This is a genomic window from Mycobacterium sp. 4858, assembly GCF_900240975.1.
Lineage (GTDB): Bacteria > Actinomycetota > Actinomycetes > Mycobacteriales > Mycobacteriaceae > Mycobacterium.
Map to the genome: position 1 here is coordinate 1,791,062 of NZ_LT968775.1, position 25,038 is coordinate 1,816,099.

Genomic DNA, 25,038 nt, shown 5'->3' on the forward strand with positions numbered 1-25,038 from the left:
CCGGCCAGGATACCGGCCCTGGAGCAACCGCGAAAATCACCATGCGGCGAACCGGCGGCGGCGGCGCGAACATCGCGGAAACGGGCGCGGCGTCCGCTTCCGGCTCGCCCTAGACGGCGCCCGCCGAACCCATTGACTCCGGGCGGCGATCGTCGTTAGCTGACTAGGGCTGCTGATCACTCAGCAGGCTCCGGTCGCCAGACGCACTGTGGGTGGGCGGGTGCCGTTCCGGACCGCGTGAAGTGCTCGGTGACAACCGGGTGAATCATCCGGCCGGAAAGATCGAAAAAGTGCCGTTACGCATGCGGTATGCATTACGATCCCGTATCTCGCCGCCGAAGGGCTGATACGGAGACGATTGGCGTGGTTTACTCATGAAGACTCGGTCGCGCTCCCCGGGGGCGGGGCTCGTATGAGGTGCCGAAGCACGACTAGTCTGCGACGAACACCGCATTCGGAGTGCCCCCACCTGGCGTATCGCTTCCAACGTGTAACAGCTTGTTAGGGCCGGCGGAATAACAAGACGACGTGAAAACGTGCAGAAGGGGGTGCGGTGACCGAACCCGACGTGCGGGCCCGACCGGGTAACGCGACGGAAGACCGCAACGGTGGCCAGCCGACCGGTGGCCGACGTGGCTTCTTGGGCATTGGTCGTCGCCAATCTCCGACGGGACCTCAGCGGCCAATTGGGCGGCAACAAACTCATCCCCGCGGTGCGGGAGTCATTGCCGCGCTGAAGCGGCTCTGGATCCCGTTGCTCATCGTGGCCGTGGTCGTTGCCGGAGGAATGACCGTCGCACGACTGCACGGCATCTTCGGCTCCGAGAAGCGCGAGTCGTATGCCGACACCCGGATCAAGGACACCAAGCCTTTCAACCCCAAGCACATCAGGTACGAGATCTTCGGTCCGCCGGGGACGACCGCCGACATCAGCTATTTCGACGTCGACGGCAACCCGGTGCATGTCAACGGACAGCCCGTACCGTGGTCATTCGATATTTCGACGACACTGCCGTCAATCCTGGGAAACGTTGTGGCACAAGGCAATGGCGATATGCTCGGCTGCCGCATCGTGGTTGACGGGGTGGTCAAAGCCGAGAGGGTTTCGCACGAATTGAACGCGTTCACCTACTGCATGTTGACGGCCACATGAGCGACGTGCAGAGCGACGTGCATATGGAAAATGGCGGCCAGACAAGGCCGTTCATAGCGCGGATGATTCATGCCCTTTCGATACCCATCATCTTGGGGTGGTTGGGCATCGCCGTCATCGTTGCGATCGGCGTTCCCCCATTGGAGCAGGTCGAGGCGGAGAACGCGGTCCCGCTGAGTCCCGTTGCGGCGCCGTCGTTCAAGGCGATGGAGCACCTGGGCGTGGACTTCAAAGAAACCAATTCCGGCGCTTTGGCGATGATCGTCCTGGAGAGCCAGCAACCCCTCGGCGACGACGCGCACAAGTACTACAACCAATTGATTCGTGAGTTGCGGGCGGACAAGCACGTGCAGAACGTCCAGGACTTCTGGGGCGATCCGGTCACGTCTAAAGCCGCGGAGAGTTCCGACTCAAAGGCCGTCTATGTGCAGGTCCAACTCGCCGGCACCCAGGGTGGCGCCGCGGGCGATGAATCGGTAGCGGCAATTCGGCAAATAGTGGCGCAGACACCCACGCCGAATGGCTTGAAGGCCTACGTAACCGGCCCCGCGCCAACCGTTGCGGATATGAACATCGCCGGCCAAAAGACCGTCATGCTGGTCACCGTCACGAGCATGGCGGTGATCTTCATTACCCTGCTCCTCGTCTACCGGTCCATCCTGACAGTAATTCTGTTGCTGCTGATGGTCGGGCTCCAATTGCAGGTGTCACGTGGAATAGTCGCTTTCCTCGGTCATCTCCAGCTATTGGGCCTCACCACGTTCGCCGTCAACCTGCTGGTCGCCGCGGTCATCGCGACGGGAACCGACTACGGCATATTCTTCGTCGGGCGATATCAGGAGGCGCGGCAGGCCGGCGAAGATCGGGAAACGGCTTTTTACACCACGTTCGGCAGTGTGGCCAAGGTCGTGTTGGCTTCCGGGTTGACCATCGCCGGGGCGGTTTTCTGCCTCAACTTCACCCGGTTGCCCTATTTCCAGCCGCTGGGCATCCCTTGCGCCATCGGGATCACCGTCGCGGTTCTCGTTGCCCTCACGCTCGCGCCGGCACTCCTCGTCGTGGCCGGCCGTTTTGGCATCTTCGATCCTAAACGGGTGATTACGACTCATCGCTGGCGGCGGATTGGCACGGCGATCGTACGGTGGCCCGCGCCCATTCTGGTCACGACATTAGCGATCGCACTGATCGGCCTGATAACCCTGCCCAATTACAACCCCAGCTATGACGACCAGAAATTCATTCCCACCGATATCCCCGCGAGCGTGGGAAACGCTGCCGCGCAGCGGCATTTCCCCCAATCGCGAACCATGATGCCCGAAATTCTGCTACTCGAGAGCGATCATGATCTGCGCAATCCGGCCGACATGATCGTCCTGAACAAGGTGGCCAAGGGCGTTCTCGCTGTCCCGGGCGTTTCCACCGTGCAGTCGGTCACCCGGCCCGAGGGCATCCCACTCGAGCACACGACGATCCCCTGGATCGTGAGCATGTCGCAGGCGAGCCAGCAAGTGAACATGGCGTTCCAGAAGGACCGCATGAACGACATGCTCAAGCAGGCCGAAGAGCTGTCGAGAATGATCGCGATCATGCAGCACATGTACGGCCTGATGAAGGAACTCGTCGCAACGACGCATCACATGGTCGGCAAAACGCATGAGATGCAGGAGATCACGAATGAGTTGCGCGACAAGATTTCCGATTTCGAGGATTTCTTCCGGCCGCTTCGCAGTTATTTCTATTGGGAAAGGCATTGCTACGATATTCCCGTCTGTTGGTCGCTAAGAAACATATTCGACACACTCGACGGTGTTGACGAGATAACCGATAAGCTCAAAGAGTTGGTGGCGGATCTGGATCAACTCGACGTGCTGCTGCCGCAAATAGTGATCCTGCTGCCTCCCATGATCGAAAGCATGCAAAGCATGCGGACCATGATGCTGACCATGCACAGCACCATGGAGGGCGTCATGGGTCAGATGGAATCGCAGGGCAACAATTCCGCCGCAATGGGGCAGGCTTTCGACCAGTCCCGAAACGAAGATTCCTTCTACCTCCCACCGGGCATCATTAACGACTCGGAGGCCTTCAAACGGGTCGAGAAAATCTTTATGTCGCCGGACGGGAAAGACGTCCGCATGCTCATTTCACAAAAGGGCGATCCGGCCACTCCCGAAGGCCTCTCGCGCGTGGAGCCCATCAAAACGGCCGCCGAGGAGGCGCTCAAGGGCACTCCGTTGGAGGATGCCAAGGTCTACCTCACCGGCACCGCGGCCATAACCAAAGACATCGTGGACGGCTCCAAATGGGATCTCTTAATCGCGGGGGTCGCGGCAATCTGCCTGATCTTCATCATCATGCTGATCATGACGCGAAGTTTCATTGCCGCGCTGGTGATCGTCGGTACGGTGTTGCTGTCGATGGGCGCGTCCTACGGGCTATCGGTGCTCGTCTGGCAGTACCTTCTTGGCCTGCAACTGCACTGGACGGTGCTGTCGACCTCGGTGATCGTCCTCTTGGCGGTGGGATCGGACTACAACCTGCTGCTGGTCTCCCGGATGAAAGAGGAATTGGCCGCCGGTATCAACACCGGCATCATTCGGGCGATGGCCGGTACGGGCAAGGTCGTGACGAACGCCGGTCTCGTGTTCGCGTTCACCATGGCTTCGATGGGGGTCAGCGACTTGCGCAGCGTCGCCCAGACGGGCACGACGATCGGGTTGGGTCTGCTCTTCGACACGTTGGTGGTGCGCGCGTTCATGACACCGTCGGTCGCCGCTTTGCTGGGACGCTGGTTCTGGTGGCCGCAACGCGTGCGTCCGCGCCCTGCCAGCTCATTGCTTCGGCCCTTAGGGTCCCGTCCGTTAGTGCGCTCGCTGCTGCTCAAACAGCCGTTGTAACTGGCGGACTTCCACTTTCAGGACAGGGACCGCGACCGTGGGGAACATCGTGACAGAGGACAACAGGGACGGCACTCGCCGCTGCGCCGCGGCGGACGGAACAGTCGAGGCTGTGCGCGTCCCGCACCGACTGCGCGCCGCCACTACCTGGCCGTTGAGGGCCGCATGACCACCGAAGACACTCGCGCCCCTTTCTTCGCCCGGAGCATCCGCCGACTTTCGGTGTTCATCGTGCTGGCATGGGTGGCGCTGACGCTGCTGGTGACCTTCTGCGTTCCATGGCTGGAGACGGTCGGTCGCGAACATTCCGTGCCGTTGGCCCCTCAGGACGCACCGGCGGTCCAGGCCATGCAGCGCATGGGCAAGGATTTCAAAGAATCCGATTCGGACAGTATTGCGATGGTCGTGCTGGAGGGGCAGCAGCGCCTCGGGGACGACGTTCACAATTACTACGACCAATTGGTTCACGCATTAAAGGCCGACCCGAAGCACGTCGAGCACGTGCAGGACCTGTGGGGAGACCGGCTGACGGCAGCGGGCGCCCAGAGCGACGATGGCAAGGCCGTCTATGTGCAGATAAATCTCGCAGGCAACCAAGGCACAACGCTGGGGCAGGACTCCATTGCCGCGGTCCGCAACATCATCGCGCATAGCACGCCGCCCCCGGGACTCAAGGTCTACGTGACCGGTCCGTCGGCCTTGTTGTCGGATATGCAGCAAGCTGGTGACAGGTCCATTCTGAAGATGACCGCGGTGGGCGCGCTGATCATTTTCGTGGTGCTGCTCTTCGTCTACCGGTCGGTCCTCACCGTAATTCTGTTGTTGGTCACCGTGGGGATCGAGGTTCTTGCCGCCAGGGGAATCGTTGCGTTCCTCGGCGACCATAGTCTCGTCGCGCTCTCTACTTTCGCCGTCAACCTCCTGGTGGCACTCGCGATGGCGGCCGGAACCGACTACGCGATCTTCTTCTTCGGCCGGTATCAGGAGGCGCGTCAGGCCGGCGAGGACCGGGAAACGGCCTTCTACACCACCTACCGCGGGGTCGCCCCCGTGGTCTTGGGTTCCGGGTTGACGATTGCCGGCGCGATGTTGTGTCTGGGCTTTACGCGGATGCCCATCTTCCAGACCATGGGCGTGCCGTGCGCCGTGGGCATGCTCGTTGCCGTCGTGATCGCGCTCACGCTGGTTCCCGCAGTTCTCACCATCGGGAGTGGCTTCGGGCTGTTCGATCCCAGGCGGATTCTCGCGTTCGGTCGATGGCGCCGGATCGGCACGGCCATCGTCCGCTGGCCCGTGCCCATCCTCGCGGCGACCATAGCGGTGGCCGTGGTCGGTCTCGTGACGTTGCCCGGCTACCAGACCAGCTACAACAACCGGTTTTACATGCCCAATGACATTCCCGCGAACGTCGGATACGCGGCCGCCGATCGTCATTTCTCTCAAGCGCGAATGATGCCGGAAATCGTGATGATCGAATCGGATCACGACATGCGCAACCCCGCGGATTTCCTCGTCCTGCACAGACTGGCCAAGGCAATCTTCAAGGTTTACGGTATCTCTCGGGTTCAGGGCATAACCCGCCCCGAGGGTACGCCGATTCAGCACACGTCGATACCCTTCTTGCTGCAAATGCAATATGCGGTTATGCAGCAAGATCAAAAATATATGCGAGACCGCGCGAACGACTTGCTTAAGCAAGTGGATATAATATCGTTTCAAATCACCACAATGAAGCGGATGTACGAACTACAGAAGAAGCTCACAGCTATTACTCATGATTCGATCCTCAAGACCAAAGAAATGCAGACCGTTATTGCGGAGCTCCGAGATCATATATCCGATTTTGAGGATTTCTATAGGCCGATTAGAAGTTATTTTTACTGGGAGAGACATTGCTACGATATTCCCATATGCTGGGCATTAAGGAATATATTCGACTCGATCGACGGTATCGACGAACTGAGCGATAAGCTCGATGAGCTTGTCGCCGACCTGAACAAGATGGACGTGCTTTTACCAAAACTGCTCGAGGTTTTCCCGCCGTCAATCGCAATTGCGGAGGACATGCGGACCATGCTGCTTACGGCCTACAGCACCATGAACGGAACGCTCGGTCAGATGGACAACCAGAAAGAGAACGCCACCGCCATGGGGGCGACCTTCGACGCCGCGAGGGACGACGATTCCTTCTACTTGCCGCCTGACATCTTCCAAAATGAAGACTTCAAGCGCGCGATGAATCAATTCCTGTCCCCGGACGGGAAAGCGGCCCGTTTCATCATCTCGCACAAGGGCGATCCCGCGTCGCCCGAGGGACTCGCGCGTATCGACAAGATCAGGACGGCGGCCGAGGAGGCACTCAAGACGACGCCGCTGGAGCCGTCCAAGATCTATATCGCCGGCACAGCGTCTACATTCAAGGACTTCCGCGACGGCTCTACCTACGATCTATTTATTGCGGGAGTCGGTGCACTCTGCCTCATTTTCATCATCATGCTGATCATCACCCGCGGTTTTGTCGCCTCGCTGGTCATTGTCGGCACAGTTGCGCTTTCGCTCGGGTCCTCCTTCGGGCTTTCGGTACTGATCTGGCAATACATCCTCGGCATCAACTTGTACTGGATGGTGCTGCCGATGTCGGTGATCGTGCTACTGGCGGTGGGGTCCGACTACAACCTGCTGCTGGTATCCCGGATGAAAGAAGAAATAGCCGGGGGCATCAACACCGGCATCATTCGCGCGATGGGTGGCACCGGCAAGGTCGTGACCAACGCGGGTCTGGTGTTCGCATTCACGATGGCCTCGATGGTCGCCAGCGACTTGCGAATCATCGGTCAGGTCGGAACAACCATTGGTCTGGGTCTGTTGTTCGACACCTTGATCGTGCGCTCCTTCATGACGCCGACCATCGCCGCGCTGCTGGGTCGATGGTTCTGGTGGCCACAGATAGTTCGTCCGCGCCCAGCAAGTCAAATGCTTCGGCCCGACGGGCCGCGTCCACTGGTGCGTTCGCTGCTACTACACCGCGAGTTCAGCGACGATACTCCGACATCCGAGATTCCCAAGGCGTCGTTGTAGGGAATTCCACATTCGTCCACTGCAATGCAGCAAAGCAGCATCGCTACCTTCCAGAGACCCGACGGAGAAGGCCTTCTCCACCGCGGCCGTCGCCAAGGTCTGTCTGCCACAGTTCGACGTACTAGCGATACGGCCAACAGAGAGGCAGCCACCATGAAATACTCGTTACTGTGAGACCACTTGCGATCGAGGTTGAAGGCCTCACAAAGACATTCGGACGAAACCCGCCCGCGCTCTGTGGTGTGAGCTTTTCAGTTCCAGGGGGGACGGTGTGCGGCCTGCTCGGCCACAACGGCGCCGGCAAGACGACCACCATCAACATCTTGTCCACGCTGATCCGACCGAGTTCCGGCCGCGCAACTGTCGCCGGCTATGACATCATCCGCGACGCCGCGCAGGTGCGCGCCAGCATCGGAATGACCGGGCAGTACACCGCGATAGACCCCCTGCTAACAGGCCGGGAGAACCTGGTGTTGTATGGGAGGCTGCGGGGGCTACGTCGACAGCAGGCAAAGGCTCGCGCCGACGAGCTTATTGAACAGTTCGATCTGAGCGGGGCGGCAGACCGGCGAATATCCACATATTCCGGAGGCATGCGGCGGCGCGTTGACCTCGCAAGCGCCCTAGTGGTGCTGCCAAAGGTGTTGTTTTTGGACGAGCCCACCATTGGACTGGACCCCCGCAGCCGGCGCGATGTGTGGACTCTGGTGACCTCGTTGGCCCATCAGGGCATTACCGTGCTGCTAACAACGCAGTATCTGGAAGAAGCCGACGTGCTGAGCGACTCAATTGTCGTCGTCGACCACGGGCAGGTTATTGCCAGTGGAACAGCCGAAGACCTGAAGCGCCGCGTCGGCGCCAACTACTGTCAGGTGAGCCCGGCCGATCCGGCTGACCTGCCTCGGGTGGCGGCGGCATTGGCCGGGCTCGCTGGAACCGATATCGATACCGACATGAACTCCGTGTCGGTATTCGCCCCCGATGGGCTGGCCACGCTGGGTGAGGTTTTTCGCCGCGTCGATGCAATCGGCATCGAACTTGCTGACATCTCGCTACGCAAACCATCGCTCGACGAGGCGTTCTTGCACCTCACCGAACCTACTGTCACCCAATCATGAGCGCCCTGGCCGCACTCACCGAACGTTCGCTTAAGTCCGCGGTTCGCGACGGCGGGATGGTCTACGAGATGCTTTCACCTGTCGGGTATTTGGCAGGTTTTGCCGTGGCGCTGCATGGGCTTATAGACACCGATCGTGTGAGTTATTCGCAGTACCTGGTGCCGGCGGTGGTCGTGCAATCGGTGATCTTTGTCGCGGTGTTCACCGGCGACCGCGCGGCGCGTGATCACCTGCATGGACTGGGCGAGCGGTTCGGAACGCTCCCGATCGCCGCGGCGGTCCCCGTGACAGCCCGCATGGTGGCCACCCTTATGAGGGGCGCGCTCGCGATCTCAGTGGCGATGGTGGCGAGCTATGCGATCGGATTCCGGATAACCGGAGGGGTGGGCTACGCGTTGGCCTTCACGCTCCTCGCGCTACTCCTGTGTCTAGCTGTGGCGTTGGGTGCCGATGCCCTGGGGTCGGGCGCGAGCAGCTTGGAGGGTGTCAGCCACATACTATTCGTTCCCCAGCTGTTGCTGTTCTTGCTCTCCACCGGAATCGCCCCGGAGAAAACCTTTCCCGGGTGGTTGCGTCCGTATGTGCGCAACCAGCCCGGGTCGCAGGTCACCGAGACACTGCGCGGCCTCGCCGCGGGGCACGTCGCGGTTGGCACCTTGATGGCCGCCCTGGCTTGGTGTGTGGGCATGATACTGGTCTTCGGTGCGATCACGGTGCGCATGCAGAGGCGGAGATAGTGACACTCCAGTCGCAGACGCATAGTTCACTGCTGACTGAGAGCTGGGTGCAAGCCGGTCGACTTCTCACTCGGTGGCGGCGTGACCACGGGGTGATGGTTGGATCGTTGCTTTTTCCGATCAGCCTCATGCTTGTCTACGAAGTTGTGCTCGGTGAGCAGGTCCGTAAGGTCACCGGCGTCGACGGCGTTTACGGCCTGGCTCCACTATGCGCGGTTCTTTCCGCAGTGTTCGGAGCGCTAGGCGGCGCCGTCAGTATCTCGTCAGAGCGAGACTCAGGACTGCTCAGCAAGATGTGGGTGCTGCCGGTCCATCGAACGAGCGCGCTCGCCGGACGGGTAATCGCCGACGCCGTTCGCTCGTTCTTTGGGACAGTCATGGTCACTGGCCTCGGTGTGGCAATGGGGCTACGCTTCACGCACGGCTGGCTCACAGCACTCCCGTACGTTTTGATCCCATCGATCGCGGTGGCCGGGTTCACGGCGTTAGTGATGGCACTGGCCATCCGAATCAACGGCCGTAATGTCATGATTTGGTTGGTGGGCGTGACAGTTTCGCTGGCGTTTCTCAATCCTGGTACCACTCCGATCGGCCTCTACCCGGGCTGGCTTCAACCATTTGTCAGAGTGCAGCCGATGTCGCCCCCCATCGAGGCGATGTGGGCACTGGCTCACGGCGGCTCTATCGTGTGGCCTCTGGCGATGACTCTTCTCTGGACGATCGGAATGCTTGCGATGTTCACTCCGATCGCCATGCGTGGCTATCGGCTCGCCGCCGAGGCCTGCGCGTGAGAGTTAAGGATCAACGATTCGAAGCCCCGCCACGGGTCAGCGCGACAATGCGTGCAATCTTGTTCGCGAAGAGCAACTTGGTCCTAACCATCCACTGACGGATTGCGGGCCGCCAGTCTTCATTTCGTCGTATGGCCGCTGACGTTCGGCTGAGTATTTCAAAGGCCGATGCCCAGAAAAATACCGGCAGTCGTTTGCGAAATTCTTTGTCAACTGTGCTGCTAATTCCCGACAAATCGTTGTACCGGGCAACGACAATGTCCATGTACCGGGTTTTGAGGGACGGATTGGAGAAGCAGCGGATGTTGAAATCCCAGTCTGCCCAAATCCGATAACGCAGGTTGTAGGGGCCGATACCTGCGAAAAGCTCCCGACGGTAGAAGATCGACTGGTGGCACATGTTCGTCTCAAATAGCAGACGGTCAAGATCGAACATGCCGGCATGGCGCGCCCCGGTCGAGCGCATGACCACATCGCCATACACCAGATCGCTCGGCTCATGGTCGCCAATGAAGGCGGCGACACGGCCTAGCGTGTCCGCGTCGTATAGGAGGTCGTCGGCGCCCAGGAAGAGCAACCACGCTCCTTTGGCCATGCCAACGCCACGGTTCATGGCGTCGTAGGGCCCCTGGTCGGGGCCGGAATGGATAACTAGTCGACTACCGAACTCGGCAAGGAAACTGTTCGCGATGTCGATGGTTTCATCCGTCGAGCCGCCGTCGACGAGGACCAGCTCGAAGTCGCTGCAGCTCTGCCGGACGATGCTTTCAAGACAAGCGTGCACGGTCGCCGCCGTGTTAAAAGTCGGAACGATGATCGAAAACATTGGCGCGCTCATGTCGCTACTCATAAGACGCGGCTTACGCGCTGGGCCCGGAACGTGGGTAGTCCGTCTGCCAAATGATCTGCTGAACTACGCATTTCAACTCAATTATTCTCGCGGAAGAAGGTGCCATCGGCCTGCAGCATTCGGCCATTGCGCGGATCCGTGAAACACGGTCGCAATCCCGTTAGCGTGAACCCAAGAGAATATGCCAGTTCGAGCGCTTCCGGAATAAGCATCCCGCCTTCGTATAGAGGCAGGAACGAGAGTTCCAGTTGCATGCCGATACAACGGTCGTTCAACGTCGAGTTGGCACCTGCGAGCACCTGCTTCTCAAACCCCTGAACGTCGATCTTGAGAAATACTATGTCGGTTGCGCCTAAAATCTCTGACGCGATAGAATCAAGCCTATATATCGGCACGTCTTCGGTGCCGATATAATTCGCTGGTGGGTAAGCATCTTGATGGCTTTTAAGCATCGGCAAGACGGAACTACTTTCAGCCGCGTTGCCTGCAACATTTATCGATATCGTTCCATCCACATCACCTAGGGCATACCTCCGGCATTCCCAGAGTGAATCCCTCGCCGCTCTGCCTTCCAGGATCGAAAAGGGTTGCGAGAGGGGTTCGAACGAAACTATACGGCCTTTATATCCCGCCTTGCGAAGGCCATGAGCGTACTGTCCCGAATTAGCACCTATATCCAATACTGTACTTACCCGAAGGGCTTCGAGTTGGTTCGCAAAGTCGGTATTCCAGATTCGATCAGAGTAATATCGCAAGACCCCTAAAGGGATGCCACGTGCGACCAAACCAACCTGCCTCAATAATTGCACCGGGTAACAGTAACATGGGAATACCGAAAGGTAATAGTCTCCGGGAAACGACGCGCTGAATATAAATGCGACTTACGCTGACGCCCCCCGCGGCATCGGTGCCGCTCGCGACAGAGAACACAGTCGGCATGGCACGCAAGAACTCTGACGAGGCCGATAACTCCCCCGATCACCGGCCGCTTCACCTTGCCCGGCGCGGCCTCGGGGCGCCCCTCGGCGCATCGAACCTCGAGCCCATCCCCGTACGTAGGCCGCCACCATTCCGCTGCCCGGGTTGAGCGGCCAATCAATAAATCACCAGAAGATCGTCTCAACGCGTGCCATTCACTTCCTCGCTGCACCGGCGTTGGCGCGATACCACGCCACCGTGGCGTCGATCCCCTCCCGCAGCCGGATCTGGGGCAGCCATCCCGCCTCCCGAAGGACGGTGACATCAAGCAGTTTGCGTGGTGTTCCGTCGGGTTTAGTTGAATCCCAGCGGGTTTCGCCCGTGTAGCCCACCGCCGCGGCGACCATATCAGCAATATCCCTGATGGTGTGGTCGATGCCTGTCCCCACGTTGACGTGATTCGGACCATCGAAGTGTTCTAAAAGGTATAGACACGCGCTCGCCAGATCATCGACATGCAGCAGTTCACGCCGCGGAGTTCCGGTGCCCCAGTTCGTCACCTCTGGAGCTCCGCTTGCTTTAGCCTCTTCATACCTGCGGATGAGCGCCGGCAATAGGTGCGAGCCAACCGGAGAAAAGTTGTCGTGCGGTCCGTAGAGGTTGGTCGGCATCGCAGAAATCCACGCTAGACCATATTGACGCCTGACCGCCTGGACCTGAAGGATGCCTGCGATTTTGGCGATCGCATACGCGTCGTTGGTCGGCTCCAACGGCCCGGTCAACAGCGCGCTCTCCTTGATGGGCTGCTCGGCGTGCTTCGGGTAGATGCACGAAGATCCGAGAAACAGCAGTCGCGGCACCCGCGCTGCCACCGCAGCATCTAATAGGTTGACCTGGATCTGGAGATTTTGTGACAGGAAGTCGACCGGATAAGTGTTGTTCGCCATGATGCCCCCGACCCGCGCCGCAGCGTCGATGATGACTTGAGGCCTCGACTCCAAGACAAAGTCGAACGTCGCAGCCCGATCTGTTAGGTCGAGTTCGCTGTGCGACCGTACTAAAAGATTGGTAAATTTTGCGGCCTGAAACCTGCGTAAAAGTGCGGACCCAACCAACCCGCGGTGCCCCGCGATGAATACCGGCAATGCGCGGTCGAGAACGCCGACGGAGGTGTCCATCCTCTGCCTCAGCTCCAGCCGGGCAAAATCGGCCTGTCAATCCAGGGCTTGCCGTCGCACTCCAAAGCAGCGATGTCCCCTTCCACCATGATCCGCGCCAGTTCGCCGGTGTGTACAGATGCCTTCCACCCCAGTGACTGGGCGGCCTTCGTCGCGTCGCCTACGAGCGAATCCACTTCCGTTGGCCGCAAATAACGCTCGTCGAATTTCACATGCTTCTGCCAGTCGAGTCCAGCGTGGTCGAAGGCGGCTTGGGCGAACTCACGCACGGTATAACCGCGCCCCGTTGCAAGAACGAAGTCGTCGGGCTCGCGAGCCTGCAGCATTCGCCACATCCCTTCGACATACTCTGGCGCGTAACCCCAGTCGCGGACAGCATCCAGGTTGCCCATGTAGATGTCTGACTGAATTCCGGCCTTGATGCGCGCCACGGCTCGGGTGATCTTTCGGGTCACGAATGTCTCTCCGCGCCGGGGTGATTCGTGGTTGAACAAGATGCCATTCACCGCGAACAAGCCGTAGGCCTCTCGATAGTTACGCGTCGCCCAGTACGAGTAGACCTTGGCGGCGCCGTAGGGCGAGCGCGGATAGAACGGCGTCTGCTCGTTCTGAGGGGGCGGAGACGCACCAAACATCTCCGAGGAAGACGCCTGATAAAAGCGGCAGTCGACCCGGGAAAGCCGCACAGCTTCAAGCAGTCGGATGGATCCCATACCGGTCGTGTCGCCGGTATGCACAGGCTCGTCAAAGCTGACACGCACATGCGACTGCGCCGCAAGGTTATACACCTCGTCAGGGTCGATGGTGCTGAGCAAGGTAACCAACCTGGTTCCGTCAGTGAGATCGCCATAGTGCAAGAACAGTCGTGCGCCCGCTTCGTGCGGGTCAACGTAAAGGTGATCGATCCGCGCCGTGTTGAATGTCGAAGCTCGACGGATGAGGCCGTGGACCTCGTACCCCTTGCTCAGCAGCAGTTCAGCGAGATACGAGCCGTCTTGTCCGGTGATCCCGGTTATGAGTGCTCGCTTCACTGGGTTCCCGCCTCTGTCGGTGCATACTCACCATATGTCCGGCATCTCATCGTGGCCGCATCACTCCTTGCCAACGCAACAACCGCTGGGCATCGCCGTGAGCCTAATGATAGATCTCGAGGGCAAGCAACGTTGATCGACGACCTGACTCGTCGGGCACCAAACATGCCCAAGGCGCGACGGTGCCTTCCCGACAAGGACGCTATCCGCAAAACCCATGGAACGCAATGGAATCCATCCAGTAATAATCAAACGCACGATCCTCTGCATCAAATGAATCTGCACCGATTTGACCAACGAATTTTGGTTACCGGTGCCCGTACTCGCGAGATCATAGATCAATATCAGTTGGACGAGCAGTTCATGATTTACACAGACGTCGAACCTCCTGGACGGCCCGACGACAATCACATCCAATACATGTAGCGCAAAAATTGCGGTCTGCGAACCTGCGGAAGCCTGCCCACGGCTTCGACGGCCCAAACGGCCAACAGCTAGCGCCGAACGCGCAACAAGTGAGGGGGACCCGTTTGGTGGTCCAGTCGCTATGCGGCTTGGGGCTGTTAGGTCGTGGTCCACTGTAGAGCGAACTCGGCGGGGGTGAGTGCTTGGCGGGTAGGTTGGGGCCGGTGGGGGTTGTATTCGCTGGGGGATCAGGGCATCGCGCGAAAGGGCCGGAGGCGGTCGAGTACTAATTCGGGGCGCTGCTCAACGATGGAGTGACCAACCCCTTCGACGATCTCGGCTTCGAAGTCGGTCGCATGCTGGGCGAAGGAATTCAACAGTTTCGGAGTGAGAGCCGGATCGAGTGTCCCATGCAAGAACCGAACGGGAACGTCGATGAGTGCATCGGCGTATTCGCCGCGCAGCCAACCAAATGCCTCTGTGGCCAGTCCTGCGCGATACCAGCGTGACGCTGCAACTGCGTGTCCCGGCTCTCGCAGTCGGCTCACGTAGGTATCAAATTCCTTGGGTATGTGACCTGCATTGACCCAGCGGGCCAGCAGCCGAGGGTAACGTGCCTTGGGCTCGCCGATAAGCCACGGGCCGAGCAGTGGCATAACGAGCGGAATCTGATATGCGTATCGCCAAGAATCCCGCGCGAACCCTGGCAGAGTGCCCAGCCAAGGGCCGAGTGTATTCACACCAAAAAACCCCGACACGACCTCGGGGTGGCGCAGCAACATAATGACTGAAACGGGCCCGCCCCAGTCGTGAGCCACCAGTCGGGTCCGCCCGATATTGAGCTGCCTCAGGACAACCGCGAGATCTTCCGCCATGTCGCACTTGAGGTAGCGGCCGCGAGGTGCGGTACTCCAGCCGGCTCCGCGCAGATCTGGGCACAGCACACGGTAGCCATCGGACGCCAGCGGTTGGATCAGCTCGTGCCACATCCACCAGTTCTGCGGGAATCCGTGTACCAGCATGACCGGCGGCCCACTGGCCGGACCGGCATCTGCGACATGGAGGGTGACATCACGTCCGACATTAATGAACCGATGCTGCACCCCGTCCAGCTCAGGCGGGGGCGCAAAACGGTTCTCAACTGGTGACATGCCAGTAACCCTACGGCGGGATCCCCGTCGGAACTGGATTCAAAAATGCGGGGGCGACCCTTTGGGTGATCCGGTCGCTATGCGGCGTGGGGTTGATAGGTCCTCATCCACTGAAGAGCGAACTCAGCAGGGGTGAGTTCGCCGTGGGCAGAGTGGGGCCGGTTGGCGTTGTAATCACAGCGCCAGCCGTCGATGATCACCCGGGCTTCCAGCAGCGAATCAAAGCGCCACAAGTTGAGCAGCTCGTCACGCAATCTGCCGTTGAACGACTCGATCCACGCGTTCTGCCACGGCGACCCAGGATCAACGAAAAGTGAACCAGCACTATGGAATCGACACCAATCGCTCACGGCGTGTGCCACGAACTCAGGACCGTTGTCGAAACGTACGTAATGTGGCGCCCCGTGCATGAGCGCCAGGCGATCCAACACATCGACGACGGCGTCGGCATCGATGCTGCGATCCACCTCGATCGCCAGCGCCTCACGGGTAAACTCATCGATCACGTTCAACAACTTCAGCGTGCGGCCGTCGGCGGTGGTGTCGAATTGGAAGTCCATCGCCCAGATAACGTTTGGACGAATCGGTGACATCGCACCGACGGCAACTCCGATGCCCGTCAGCCGCTTCTTCCTGCGGCGTTGCGGGACGCGTAGGCCCTCCTCACGCCACAACCGGCGGATCCGTTTGTTGTTGACTCGCCAGCCCGCTCGGCGCGCCATCTTCGCCGCCCGTCGCCACCCCCAGCGAGGCCGGTCGGTAGAGAACCGGCGCAGCCAGACACGCAACTGTGCTTCCTCGGTAGTGATCGGCGGCGGCGTGAGGCGCATCGTGGACCGGTGCAGCCCAACGACCGTGCAGGCGCGGCGCTCAGACACCCCGAACCGCTGACGCAGCGCCGTCACGGCGCTGCGCTTGCGGTTCGGGGTCAGAAGTTTCCCGCCGAAATCTCCTTGAGCATGTCGATGTCGAGGGCCTGGTTGGCGACCAGCTTCTTGAGCCGAGCGTTCTCGGCCTCGAGCTCTTTGAGCCGTTTGGCCTCGTTGGCCTTCATGCCGCCGTACTGGGCAATCCAGCGACGCCAGGTCGACTCGGCGATCTCCAGGTGCCGGCACACCTCGCCCAGTTCCTGGCCGGTCCCGAGGAGCTTGTTGCCCTCGGCCAGCTTGCGGATGATCTGGTCCGGGGTGTGCCGCCGACGCTTATTCGTTGCCATGTAGTTGGTCATTCTTCCTGCCCGAGCACTCCGGGCAACAGAGTCCCACAACGACTGGACCACTACGGTGGGCTCACCTCACAAGAGCCGACGAGCCGGGCGATAATGACGGATACCCCCTCGCGTCGCCCGTTGCACGACAACTGAAAGGCTATACCCGTCATGAAGGTTGTGCTGGCGTGCTACGGAAGTCGCGGCGACGTGGAGCCCGCCGCCGCTATCGGCCGCGAGCTGCTGCACAGAGGACACGAGGTTCGCATGGCCGTCGCGCCCGAACTGGTTGGCTTTGTCGAGGCGGCCGGACTTGCAGCGGTCGCTTGCGGACCGGATTTGCAGTCGTTCGTGGACGCTCAACGCGGCTTCCAGAACGGAACGGATGCTCTGCGCAACTTCTGGAAGATCCAGGATCAGATTAGATTGAAGCGCGAGGCCCGAGAGTTCCACACTCAGTGCTGGAGACAGACGAGCGCGACACTGACGCCGCTGGCTGCTGGGGCCGACTTGCTAGTCACTGGCCTGACTTATGAGGAGGTCGCCGCCAACGTCGCGGAGTATCACGACATTCCATTGGCCACGCTGCATCACTATCCGATACGGCCTAACGGCCAGCTTCCTTCATTTCTGCCGTCGCCGTTGGTCCGCCCGGCCATGACATTGAACGAGTGGCTGCTGTATTGGCAAGTTTTGAAGCGGGTCGAGGACACGCAGCGTCGCGAACTCAGGCTACCGAAGGCAAAAGTCCCTTCGCCGCGACGGATCGCCAAACGCGGCTCGCTGGAAATCCAAGCCTACGACGAGATTTGCTTCCCGGGGCTGGCAGCCGAATGGGCAAAATGGGATGGCCAGCGACCTTTTGTCGGCGCAGTCGCTCTGGATTTGACCACTGACGCGGATGCGGGCGTGGCGTCGTGGATAGCCGCAGGAACGCCGCCCATCTGCTTCAGTCTCGGCAGCACACCGGTCGAATCTCCTGCCGACACAGTCGAAATGATCAGCGCAGCTTGTGCGCAGTTAGGCGAACGGGCCTTGATTTGCGCCGGCGGGACTGACGTCCGGGGCGTACCCCATTTCGACCACGTCAAGCTGGTGGACACGGTCAATTACGCGGTTACCTTTCGCGCCTGCCGCGCTATCGTTCACCATGGCGGCTCAGGCACTACAGGCGCAAGCCTGCGCGCCGGAGTCCCGACGATGATCCTATGGACGTGGCCTGATCAGGCGATCTGGGGCGCTCAGCTCGATCGACTCAAAGTCGGTATGGCCCAGCGTTTTTCGAACACCACTCGCGAATCGCTCGTCGCCGGCCTGCGCCAGATCCTTTCGCCGCAGTATGGCATCCATGCGCGCGAGATCGCTGCCCAGATGACCAAACCCGCCGAAAGTACCCGCCGCGCCGCCGATCTCTTGGAGACGTTCGCCCGCGCGAGGCGTGCCGGCTGAATTGGCGTAGGCGGACCGCGGGGTGGCCGACGTAAGCCAAGTCGAGCAAATTGGCCGCCTTGGGTTGTTGTATCCCCACCCGGATGGGAACAACTCATCATCCGCACGCGGGCCGCGTACGGGCTTTTTGGCGATCTTAGCCGGGGCGCGACACTCCGGCAGCGCCGCCGAGCACCTTCCGCACTGCCTCCAGAAAGCGGTGTCCGTTGCGCAGGTCCGGCTCAAGATGGCAGCCTTCGGCCCACTCATTCCAGGCATTGATGAAAACGATTTGCTCATCTTCCGGATAGGAAGCTACGCGATTCGCTGCATCGCGTAGCCACGTTTCGAACAAGTCGGCGTTATCGTTCTGAATAATCACTCTTCCGGATCGTGCGGAATTGTCCCAACTCGGCGTCACGCATGGAAAACGCCTTGCTATTGTCTCTTGTCGTTCCATGGCGGCACTGACCATTGCCGCGTAGTCGTAAACTACGAACTCATTTCCCCGGAGGCGATTGAGCAAACGAGGAATTAAATACCGCCGTGAAGAAGCGACAAGTTGAGGTTGCAGCGTTCGAAAATGCGGCTCGAATCCGACGACGGCGTCGAAACCGAGCGCTATAGTCTCCGCATCGTCCATGCTGTGCATATGGCTACGAACCGAGCAGAGGTATACGCCCGGCAGCCCCATCGATTGGGCTTTGGCTCGCCATCGTGCGATGGTTGACCGAATGTCGGGGAACTGGTCGATACGGTAAATGAGGAAGACCGGCTTGCCGTCAACGCGAATATAGCGGGGATCAAAAAAAGCCTTGCCCAGGTACTCGAAGTGTGCATCCGGGTCGTACCTCTCATGGTCCTCCTCGATCAGGACTTCGTGTTCTCTACCGTCCCAACGCCGGTTCCAGTTCTCGTTGGCCCAACAGACGCAGAATGGGAAGTCCGGTTCTTTGTCGGCAAGAACAGCTTCAAGCGGCTTTTCGAGCAATAGTTTGCCATTGAACCAGTAATGGTAGTAACAGAAACCGCCGATGCCATACTGGCGGGCTAGATCCGCTTGCGCGATTCGCGTCTCGCGCAAGCGGAGATCGTAGAAGCCCATATCGGCAGGAATGTGAGGCTGGTGATGGCCACGGAAAAGTGGACGCGCCTTGGCCACGTTGACCCATTCGGTAAAGCCGCGGCCCCACCATTGGTCGTTCTCCGGGATCGGATGAAACTGCGGCAAATAAAATGCGATGGCCTTCATGACACCTCGGTGGCCGGTGCAACGACTAGCTTGGCCGGCTGCCCGTGCTCGTTTACGGATTCGACCCTCGAACATTCATGCTGCACATAATCGCTCACCCGCGGTGCTCGACGTCCTTCGTTCATTGGCTGCCACTCCTTGCCGTTCGGATGCGACGCGCGTTGGCCAGACTCCCCCGCGCAGATGGTAGCTCAGTTGACCGCTGGCAAGCGCCGCTTCGCACCGGCGATATTTCGCGCAGACCGAGGCGCACCTTGTCGACCACCGGTTCAGGACGGCCGCCGGTGACTCGTGACCCCGCCATTTGCGGATCCGTCGGCCGATCAGCGCACCAGCCCGGTTGGACTCGTAGCACCGCCAACTCCGCCGGAAGGCACGAAGCCACCGGCCTGCCCAGACCCCGCGGGACAGCGAGGTTCGTTTGACGCGATCCCGGTGCGGACCAATAGCTCGCCGGCTTCCCGATTGACCGAGTGAATGCTCAGCCCGAGCAGGTGCTACGTAGGGCATAGTGCTCCACAGTCCTGCACGACGACCGGTTTGGCTGCCTGGCCCCAACCCAGGGCGGCCACAGCGTTGGCAGGCGCGGGTCAACGTGGCGTTGCGGTGGCTTGATTTGGCCGCGGAGCGGACCGGTTCTCCCCGCGAGACCCCGATATCCTCACGTCATTGGATCGGCGGCGACATCATCGATCCGTGCGCCAGCCGGGACTCCGAGCCCAAAGTCTATGTATGGCATGAAGGTTTCGCAGATTACCGCGGCGCTTGTGGTGAGGACTCCGTCATCAGCTCGGATGCAGGCGAGGAGGTGCTGACACCAGCATTCGGCGGGCCCTCCTCGGCGGGATCTTGGTCACTGCTATCTGAGTGAGCCGGTCTCCGCGCGTAGGAAACGACGATCACCGCGCAGGCGAGCAACCAAAGGAGCGGCGCCAGACCTTCCGTAGTTAATACCGTTGGCGTGGTGCCGATAACTCCCCTGGCTCCCAGTTGCCCGAAGATCGGTATCGGGTTCATCTGGCCGGGCACGCCGACCTGAGCGATGCTGAGCGCCGCGGCCAGACTTACGCAGACGCCGACGGCGCGACGGCGGCCGTCGCGGGACGCGAGGCGATCGAATATCCCGGCACCAGGGGGCCCCTCAGGGTCTCGGACGACTAACGCGGCAACGGGTAAGACGAATACGACGTAGTAGAACATGGTTAGCCCGGGGGAAAGCGCGGCGCCGGCCAACAGCACGATGCCCACCATGACAGGCGGGATGCGCCGCCCTAGAGCCAGCACGGCGACGACAATAACGGCTAGGATGGCATATCCGATCAGCGATCGCGGGCCCGCGAGGAAGCCGTCCGGTATGCGACCCGATTGGGCGGCCTTGGCCATATCTGGGAACAGGAGGAGGGCTCTGCCGAAGGACACATTCCGCAAGTCAATGAGCCCCGGGAAATAATTGCTGATGTAGGACATGTTGTGGATCGACTGCGTGATTGTCTCCGGAAAGTCCCGCGGCCACAGCAAATACGCGCCGAAGTTAGAGATTGCGACCCCGCCGATAGCGAATCCACCCAGCCGCCACTGCCGGGCCGCGAAGAGCGCCACAGCGAAGATGGCGAACTGTGGTTTCACCAGCGCGGCCAAGACCACCATGACTGCAACGAGACTCCACCGCCGTTGGCGCAGCGCGACCAAGAAGACCAGCGCGATCGGTACCGCGAATCCCACCGAGTTGCCGCGATCGACTACCGCCCACGCCGGGATGGCCGCGGCGCCAAGCGCCACGAAAACCACCACTCGCTCTAGACCACGTGTCCCCCGGGCCGCCCACACCGCCGGAGAACAGACGGCAACCGTCAGTGCGAGGAGATAACCGATCAACCCCAGTAGGGGGGCGCCCAACCACTTCGCGGGAAGCCCGAACAATAGATGCGGGAGCATCGCAGCTGCCGGGTAGGTAGAGCCCATCGGCTGATAGTTATTCCACGGTAGCAAAAGCGGGGAAGGCGCCCATGGGTTGGGCCGCAACCCGTCTTCCACCACGGTTGGGTAGTCGCTGAAGCAGTGCCGACCGATATTCATACCCCAATTGAGCCAGCAGTCCTGGGGCACCCAGAGGAGAGAGGAAAGGACGTCGACCGAGAGGCACTGGGTGAGGAAGTAGCCTGTCGCCAACGAAAGCGCCGACGCGAGCAGGATGGTGCTGAGCATGAGGGTGCGCTCGGACTGCCGGGTGACCGGCAAGAGCCGCCGTTGGATTGCGGTCACCGGACCGCTTAGCACTTCGAGGCGTCGATTCATCTTCATCCTCCCCGGCTCTGCGCCAAACGGTAGCAGGAGCAGGAGCAGGAAGAACGTCAAACACGAGCGACATGCTTCGGATTAGGGCGGCGTCTCGGCCCCAGTTGCGGAAAACTTGCGAAATTCGGGTCGCGTAGACGGCATTGGGTTAGACTGCCGGGCGGCTGGGCCCGGCATCCGCACGGATGGCCGCGCGCCCTTCTGGTCGACTCGGACGGATGGGGACCGATGGATGAGGTGCGCCAGGTCGATACCGACTCGGAGTCGGAGTCGGAGCTCTCGACACTACCCCGACCCGATGCGCCCCAAGACAGCGGGCGAGACCTGGAGCCGCCGCCGAGCCGGCGGTTCGCGCTGAGAGGTGGATGGCGGTCAGCGGCACGCTTCTTGATCGCGGTCGCCGTTTCAGCGGTTCTCTGTGTGATGCTCGGCCTGTTTGCGGCGCCAAGCCTTACTGGGCCGACGGATATCGTCGGTTATCCGACGTTTGCGAACTTCAACCTAGAGCCTCAGTTCTGGGACTACAGGCTGCTTGTGTACGGGTTCCCATTGTTCGCGATCGTCGGATACGTGCTAATGGCGCGGTTCGGCCCGCTGCGGACGCACAACCCGCGACCCGCTAAGCAAACCATCGAGTTAGTCGACCCTGCGCCCGCGGCGTCATCCATGCGGGACGGGGCGTCGTGGGGCACCCTGACACGAATCCTGCTGCCGGCCGCAGTGGTCGTCGTCGCCTGCAGTGCCCGCACCGGACACATCGATCTGCTCGCCGTTGGCGTGGGCGTAGCGTACATGGCGCTGGTCGCCGTCGTCGCCGACGTGTCGGCGCGCCGCACCGATGGGCAACGCTGGCGGGCCCTGTCGGCGGTCAACGGCGTGGGGGGCGCCGTCGCCGCCGTACTGAGCCTGTGGTTCGTTTCGGCCCACACCGTTGTGCAGACCGCCACCGGTACGCGGTCGTGGCCGTGGCTGGTCTGGTGGCTGCCCATCCTCGGCATAATCGCGATTGGGTGGTGGACGGCGCGCCAGCTCCGCGCCGGGCGCGCGGCGAACGACGTCGAGCTGACGCTGCTGACGGTCGTCGTGGGGGCGATCGCCCTGTTCCTGGCGATATCGGTTCTCCCCGAACCGACCACACATTTCCAAGGATTCGACGGTGCCCTGGATATGGGCGGCGCGAGCCTACTCGCCCGCGGTTACTTCCCCTGGCGCGACCTCCTCTTCGTGCACGGCCTGTTCCCCGACGTGCTTACCGGAAACCTCGGCCGAGCGATTTTCGGAGACAGCATTTGGGGCATCTCCGCCGTCCACACGGTGATCTTGGTTCCGCTGTTCTGGGTTAGCCTCTATTTCTTCGCCGTTTGGGTCAGTCGCCGTGACCCGTGGTTCCTCGCCATGACGTTTCTATTTCTCACCAGCCTCGTGCGGCCGCTGCTGGACTCTTTGGGGTTCGAGCGTTTCATCGGCGTGCCGGTCGCACTAATCGTGCTCGGTGAGACGCTGCGCCGGCGCAGCGCCACGTGGACGGTGGGGTTAACGCTGCTGGTGTTTGTAGAGGAGATCCTCGTCCCGGAGACGATCTTCGTCGCCGGTCCGATCCTGGCCTGTGTGGTCGCGGCCGATCTCCTCCACCGCCGGCCGGAGTGGAATCTGTGGACCAATTTGCGCCTCACCCGCTGGTGCGTCGGCACCGGACTCGTCGCGACGGCCGTATGGGCCGCGTTCCTGGCGGCTTTTGGGGCGCTGCGCGCGTTCATCGACTACTACGTTGTGATGGGGCCCGGGCACAGCTTGGCGGGCGCTGTCCCGGTGCTTATGAATTTAACCGAGTTCGCAATGGTCGCGATCAACTTGGTGTGCGTGCTGCTCACAGTTTGGGCAGTCGCGATCAAGATCGCGAGGCGGGCCGACTGGCAGGCGCGCGACTGGGTGGCTGTGGCGGCGGCTGCGTTCGTGGCGCTATACCTGGAGAAGGCGATCGCGCGCTTCGACGCCGCCCACGTTTGGCAGGCGTTCATAGCCAGTCTGCCGCTTGTGGTGTTGTGGTCCTGGCGTCTTTTCGACGGGCTGGGCGGACTTCTCGCCGCCTGGTGGCGCAGGGGCGACACCAGACTGATGCGGCTCGCCCAGCCGGTCACCGCCGTTCTCGTCCCCGCGGTTGCGCTCGGCCTCGTCTTCGCCGGACCGCTCCGTAAGGCGGCCGGGCAGCATTACCTGACAGGCGCCACCGACCCGAGCTTCGGCCGGCTGGGCTACGCGGCCCCAGGAGCGATCGACACCGACCTGCTGCGGGATCTCGACACCTCGATCCGCGCATACGCCGGCGAGGACGGGCCGGTATTCGACATGACCAACAGCCTTGGCTACCTTTACTTCCTGCTGGGCCGCGAGCCGGGCACCCGGTTCATTCATATAGTCACGGCCATCCCTGAGTACGCGCAACGGCTGCTCATCAACGAGTTGAAGGCCGTGCGACCGCCCGTTGTCATCTACGACGCCACTTCGATTGGTTTGTCGGCCTGGGACGGCATTACAAACAATGTGCGCCACTACGACGTGAGCGCCTACGTCCTACGCGGCTGGACCCCGGTACTGCGTACCCACGGGATTCTGGTCATGGCCCGCAACGACCTCGCCGTCTCTAGTCCGGTTCCCAGGCTGACCACGCCGCCGCAAACCACCGACCTCTACTTCATCGGCCCGTCTTGCCGGTGGGGGGCGACCCCGAACTACCTGCCGGTCCCCGGCAGCACGCGGGCCACGACGCTCCCGATACGCTCGACGATCCCGCGGACGGTCGTGAACTACTCCGGATGGGCAGTCGACCCGGCCACCAACCGTCCGGCCACCAGGGTTTTGATTGCCGACGGCGACCGGGTCCTGGGCACAGTGACGCCTTCGATAAACCGCCCGGACGTGGCCCAGTACCTGCACCTGCCCACGTCTGAGAGCGGCTTCCAGTACAACGCCTTGTTCGATACCGCGGTCCACCCGTCGGCCTATCTGATCGGCGCCGACGGGCTGGCCCACCCGGTCGGCGGGTCACCGCCCAACTCTGTTGCCGAACTACGCCTACCTGACGGTAGGCAGGTCAGAGTCGTGCCGACCATCGGCGGCAACCTCGAGGTCCACAGCGCGGACACCTTGGCAGGCGAGATCCGACTCCCCAATGGCATGAGCCTACGTGACTACGATCTCGCGATGTTCTCATCGACCGGCGGGCTCGGGGGGAGCAACGTGGGGTTGACCGATCAGCCCGATACTCCCAACCACGAGATCTTGGCGAGCTGGCTTGATCAGACCGGACCGCGGCTGACGTTGCGGGTTGGCAGTTGCCCGCAGTGGTACGGCTACGATTCGTCAAAGCCGCTCTACGTAATCCAGGGTGGTGGTCCGCCGGTAACCTCGGTAACGCTGTCTGCGATGCGGAGTTCGGGCTAGCCCTGCGTACGGACCAATGCAAGACAACCGCAGGATCTCGCCGACGACGCCATCGACTACACGTCAGGCCGCGTCCGGTTGGGTCGCTGACCATAACCACCCATTGGA

General features: G+C 61.1%; 15 protein-coding genes and 1 pseudogene. 8 read left to right on the top strand and 8 right to left on the bottom strand.

Features of this window, described 5'->3' with window-relative positions; genetic code table 11:
* Positions 1-733: 733 nt before the first annotated feature.
* From C1737_RS07965 to C1737_RS07990, 6 genes are all read left to right on the top strand, one after another.
* The gene (locus C1737_RS07965; RefSeq protein ID WP_102417833.1) at positions 734-1,153 is read left to right on the top strand and encodes an MmpS family protein; all 420 of its coding nucleotides are present in this window, start codon (positions 734-736) and stop codon (positions 1,151-1,153) included.
* Between the two features lie 23 nt (positions 1,154-1,176).
* Entirely contained in the window at positions 1,177-4,050 is a 2,874-nt protein-coding gene (locus C1737_RS07970; protein ID WP_102417834.1) for an RND family transporter, read from the top strand.
* 165 nt (positions 4,051-4,215) lie between these two features.
* Positions 4,216-7,128, top strand: coding sequence for an RND family transporter (locus tag C1737_RS07975; protein WP_102417674.1), 2,913 nt, complete (start codon positions 4,216-4,218; stop codon positions 7,126-7,128).
* 170 nt (positions 7,129-7,298) lie between these two features.
* Positions 7,299-8,246: an ATP-binding cassette domain-containing protein gene (locus C1737_RS07980; RefSeq protein WP_102417675.1), complete on the top strand. Its 948-nt coding sequence runs from the start codon at positions 7,299-7,301 to the stop codon at positions 8,244-8,246.
* Positions 8,243-8,983 (top strand): ABC transporter permease, encoded by a 741-nt coding sequence (locus C1737_RS07985; protein WP_102417676.1) that lies wholly within the window; start codon positions 8,243-8,245, stop codon positions 8,981-8,983. The genes C1737_RS07980 and C1737_RS07985 overlap by 4 nt, the downstream gene beginning before the upstream one ends.
* Positions 8,983-9,774 carry an ABC transporter permease gene (locus C1737_RS07990; protein WP_369807508.1) on the top strand — a complete coding sequence of 264 codons (792 nt, stop codon included), beginning with the start codon at positions 8,983-8,985 and terminating at the stop codon, positions 9,772-9,774. The genes C1737_RS07985 and C1737_RS07990 overlap by 1 nt, the downstream gene beginning before the upstream one ends.
* A gap of 10 nt (positions 9,775-9,784) precedes the next feature.
* Here the strand turns inward: C1737_RS07990 and C1737_RS07995 are convergent, their stop codons facing one another.
* From C1737_RS07995 to C1737_RS08020, 6 genes are all read right to left on the bottom strand, one after another.
* Complete coding sequence (locus C1737_RS07995; protein ID WP_102417677.1) at positions 9,785-10,612, bottom strand: glycosyltransferase family 2 protein; 828 nt, start codon at positions 10,610-10,612, stop codon at positions 9,785-9,787.
* 89 nt (positions 10,613-10,701) lie between these two features.
* Positions 10,702-11,394, bottom strand: coding sequence for an FkbM family methyltransferase (locus C1737_RS08000; protein ID WP_233214716.1), 693 nt, complete (start codon positions 11,392-11,394; stop codon positions 10,702-10,704).
* Positions 11,395-11,757: 363 nt separating this feature from the next.
* The gene (locus C1737_RS08005; protein ID WP_102417679.1) at positions 11,758-12,720 is read right to left on the bottom strand and encodes a GDP-L-fucose synthase; all 963 of its coding nucleotides are present in this window, start codon (positions 12,718-12,720) and stop codon (positions 11,758-11,760) included.
* Between the two features lie 8 nt (positions 12,721-12,728).
* Positions 12,729-13,751, bottom strand: a complete 1,023-nt coding sequence (gmd, locus tag C1737_RS08010; protein ID WP_102417680.1) for a GDP-mannose 4,6-dehydratase — start codon at positions 13,749-13,751, stop codon at positions 12,729-12,731.
* 653 nt (positions 13,752-14,404) lie between these two features.
* A complete protein-coding gene (locus C1737_RS08015; protein WP_102417681.1) occupies positions 14,405-15,307 on the bottom strand; it encodes an alpha/beta fold hydrolase in 903 nt (300 codons plus the stop codon).
* 77 nt (positions 15,308-15,384) lie between these two features.
* Positions 15,385-16,523 (bottom strand): IS3 family transposase gene (locus C1737_RS08020; protein WP_102417836.1). Its coding sequence is split into 2 segments (ribosomal slippage): positions 15,385-16,253 and positions 16,253-16,523, totalling 1,140 coding nucleotides; the frame shifts between segments, so codons are not numbered across the junction.
* Between the two features lie 162 nt (positions 16,524-16,685).
* Between C1737_RS08020 and C1737_RS08025 the strand changes: the two genes are divergently transcribed.
* A complete protein-coding gene (locus C1737_RS08025; RefSeq protein ID WP_102417682.1) occupies positions 16,686-17,963 on the top strand; it encodes a glycosyltransferase in 1,278 nt (425 codons plus the stop codon).
* A gap of 136 nt (positions 17,964-18,099) precedes the next feature.
* On the opposite strand, the gene C1737_RS08030 is transcribed toward C1737_RS08025, so the two are convergent.
* Positions 18,100-19,194 (bottom strand): glycoside hydrolase family 99-like domain-containing protein, encoded by a 1,095-nt coding sequence (locus tag C1737_RS08030; RefSeq protein ID WP_102417683.1) that lies wholly within the window; start codon positions 19,192-19,194, stop codon positions 18,100-18,102.
* A gap of 733 nt (positions 19,195-19,927) precedes the next feature.
* Positions 19,928-21,489, bottom strand: a pseudogene (locus C1737_RS08035) (hypothetical protein); the annotation flags it as partial.
* A gap of 228 nt (positions 21,490-21,717) precedes the next feature.
* Here C1737_RS08035 and C1737_RS08040 point away from each other — a divergent pair.
* A complete protein-coding gene (locus tag C1737_RS08040; protein WP_102417685.1) occupies positions 21,718-24,930 on the top strand; it encodes a hypothetical protein in 3,213 nt (1,070 codons plus the stop codon).
* Positions 24,931-25,038: the final 108 nt, after the last annotated feature.

What these genes read in the sequence shown, in the direction of transcription:
- C1737_RS07985 (WP_102417676.1), top strand. Translation starts at nt 8,243, where the DNA reads ATGAGCGCCCTGGCCGCACTCACCGAACGTTCGCTTAAGTCCGCGGTT.
- C1737_RS07995 (WP_102417677.1), bottom strand. Translation starts at nt 10,612, where the DNA reads ATGAGCGCGCCAATGTTTTCGATCATCGTTCCGACTTTTAACACGGCG.
- C1737_RS08030 (WP_102417683.1), bottom strand. Translation starts at nt 19,194, where the DNA reads ATGAAGGCCATCGCATTTTATTTGCCGCAGTTTCATCCGATCCCGGAG.
- C1737_RS08005 (WP_102417679.1), bottom strand. Translation starts at nt 12,720, where the DNA reads ATGGACACCTCCGTCGGCGTTCTCGACCGCGCATTGCCGGTATTCATC.
- C1737_RS08015 (WP_102417681.1), bottom strand. Translation starts at nt 15,307, where the DNA reads ATGTCACCAGTTGAGAACCGTTTTGCGCCCCCGCCTGAGCTGGACGGG.
- C1737_RS07970 (WP_102417834.1), top strand. Translation starts at nt 1,177, where the DNA reads ATGGAAAATGGCGGCCAGACAAGGCCGTTCATAGCGCGGATGATTCAT.
- C1737_RS08040 (WP_102417685.1), top strand. Translation starts at nt 21,718, where the DNA reads ATGGATGAGGTGCGCCAGGTCGATACCGACTCGGAGTCGGAGTCGGAG.
- C1737_RS08025 (WP_102417682.1), top strand. Translation starts at nt 16,686, where the DNA reads ATGAAGGTTGTGCTGGCGTGCTACGGAAGTCGCGGCGACGTGGAGCCC.
- C1737_RS07975 (WP_102417674.1), top strand. Translation starts at nt 4,216, where the DNA reads ATGACCACCGAAGACACTCGCGCCCCTTTCTTCGCCCGGAGCATCCGC.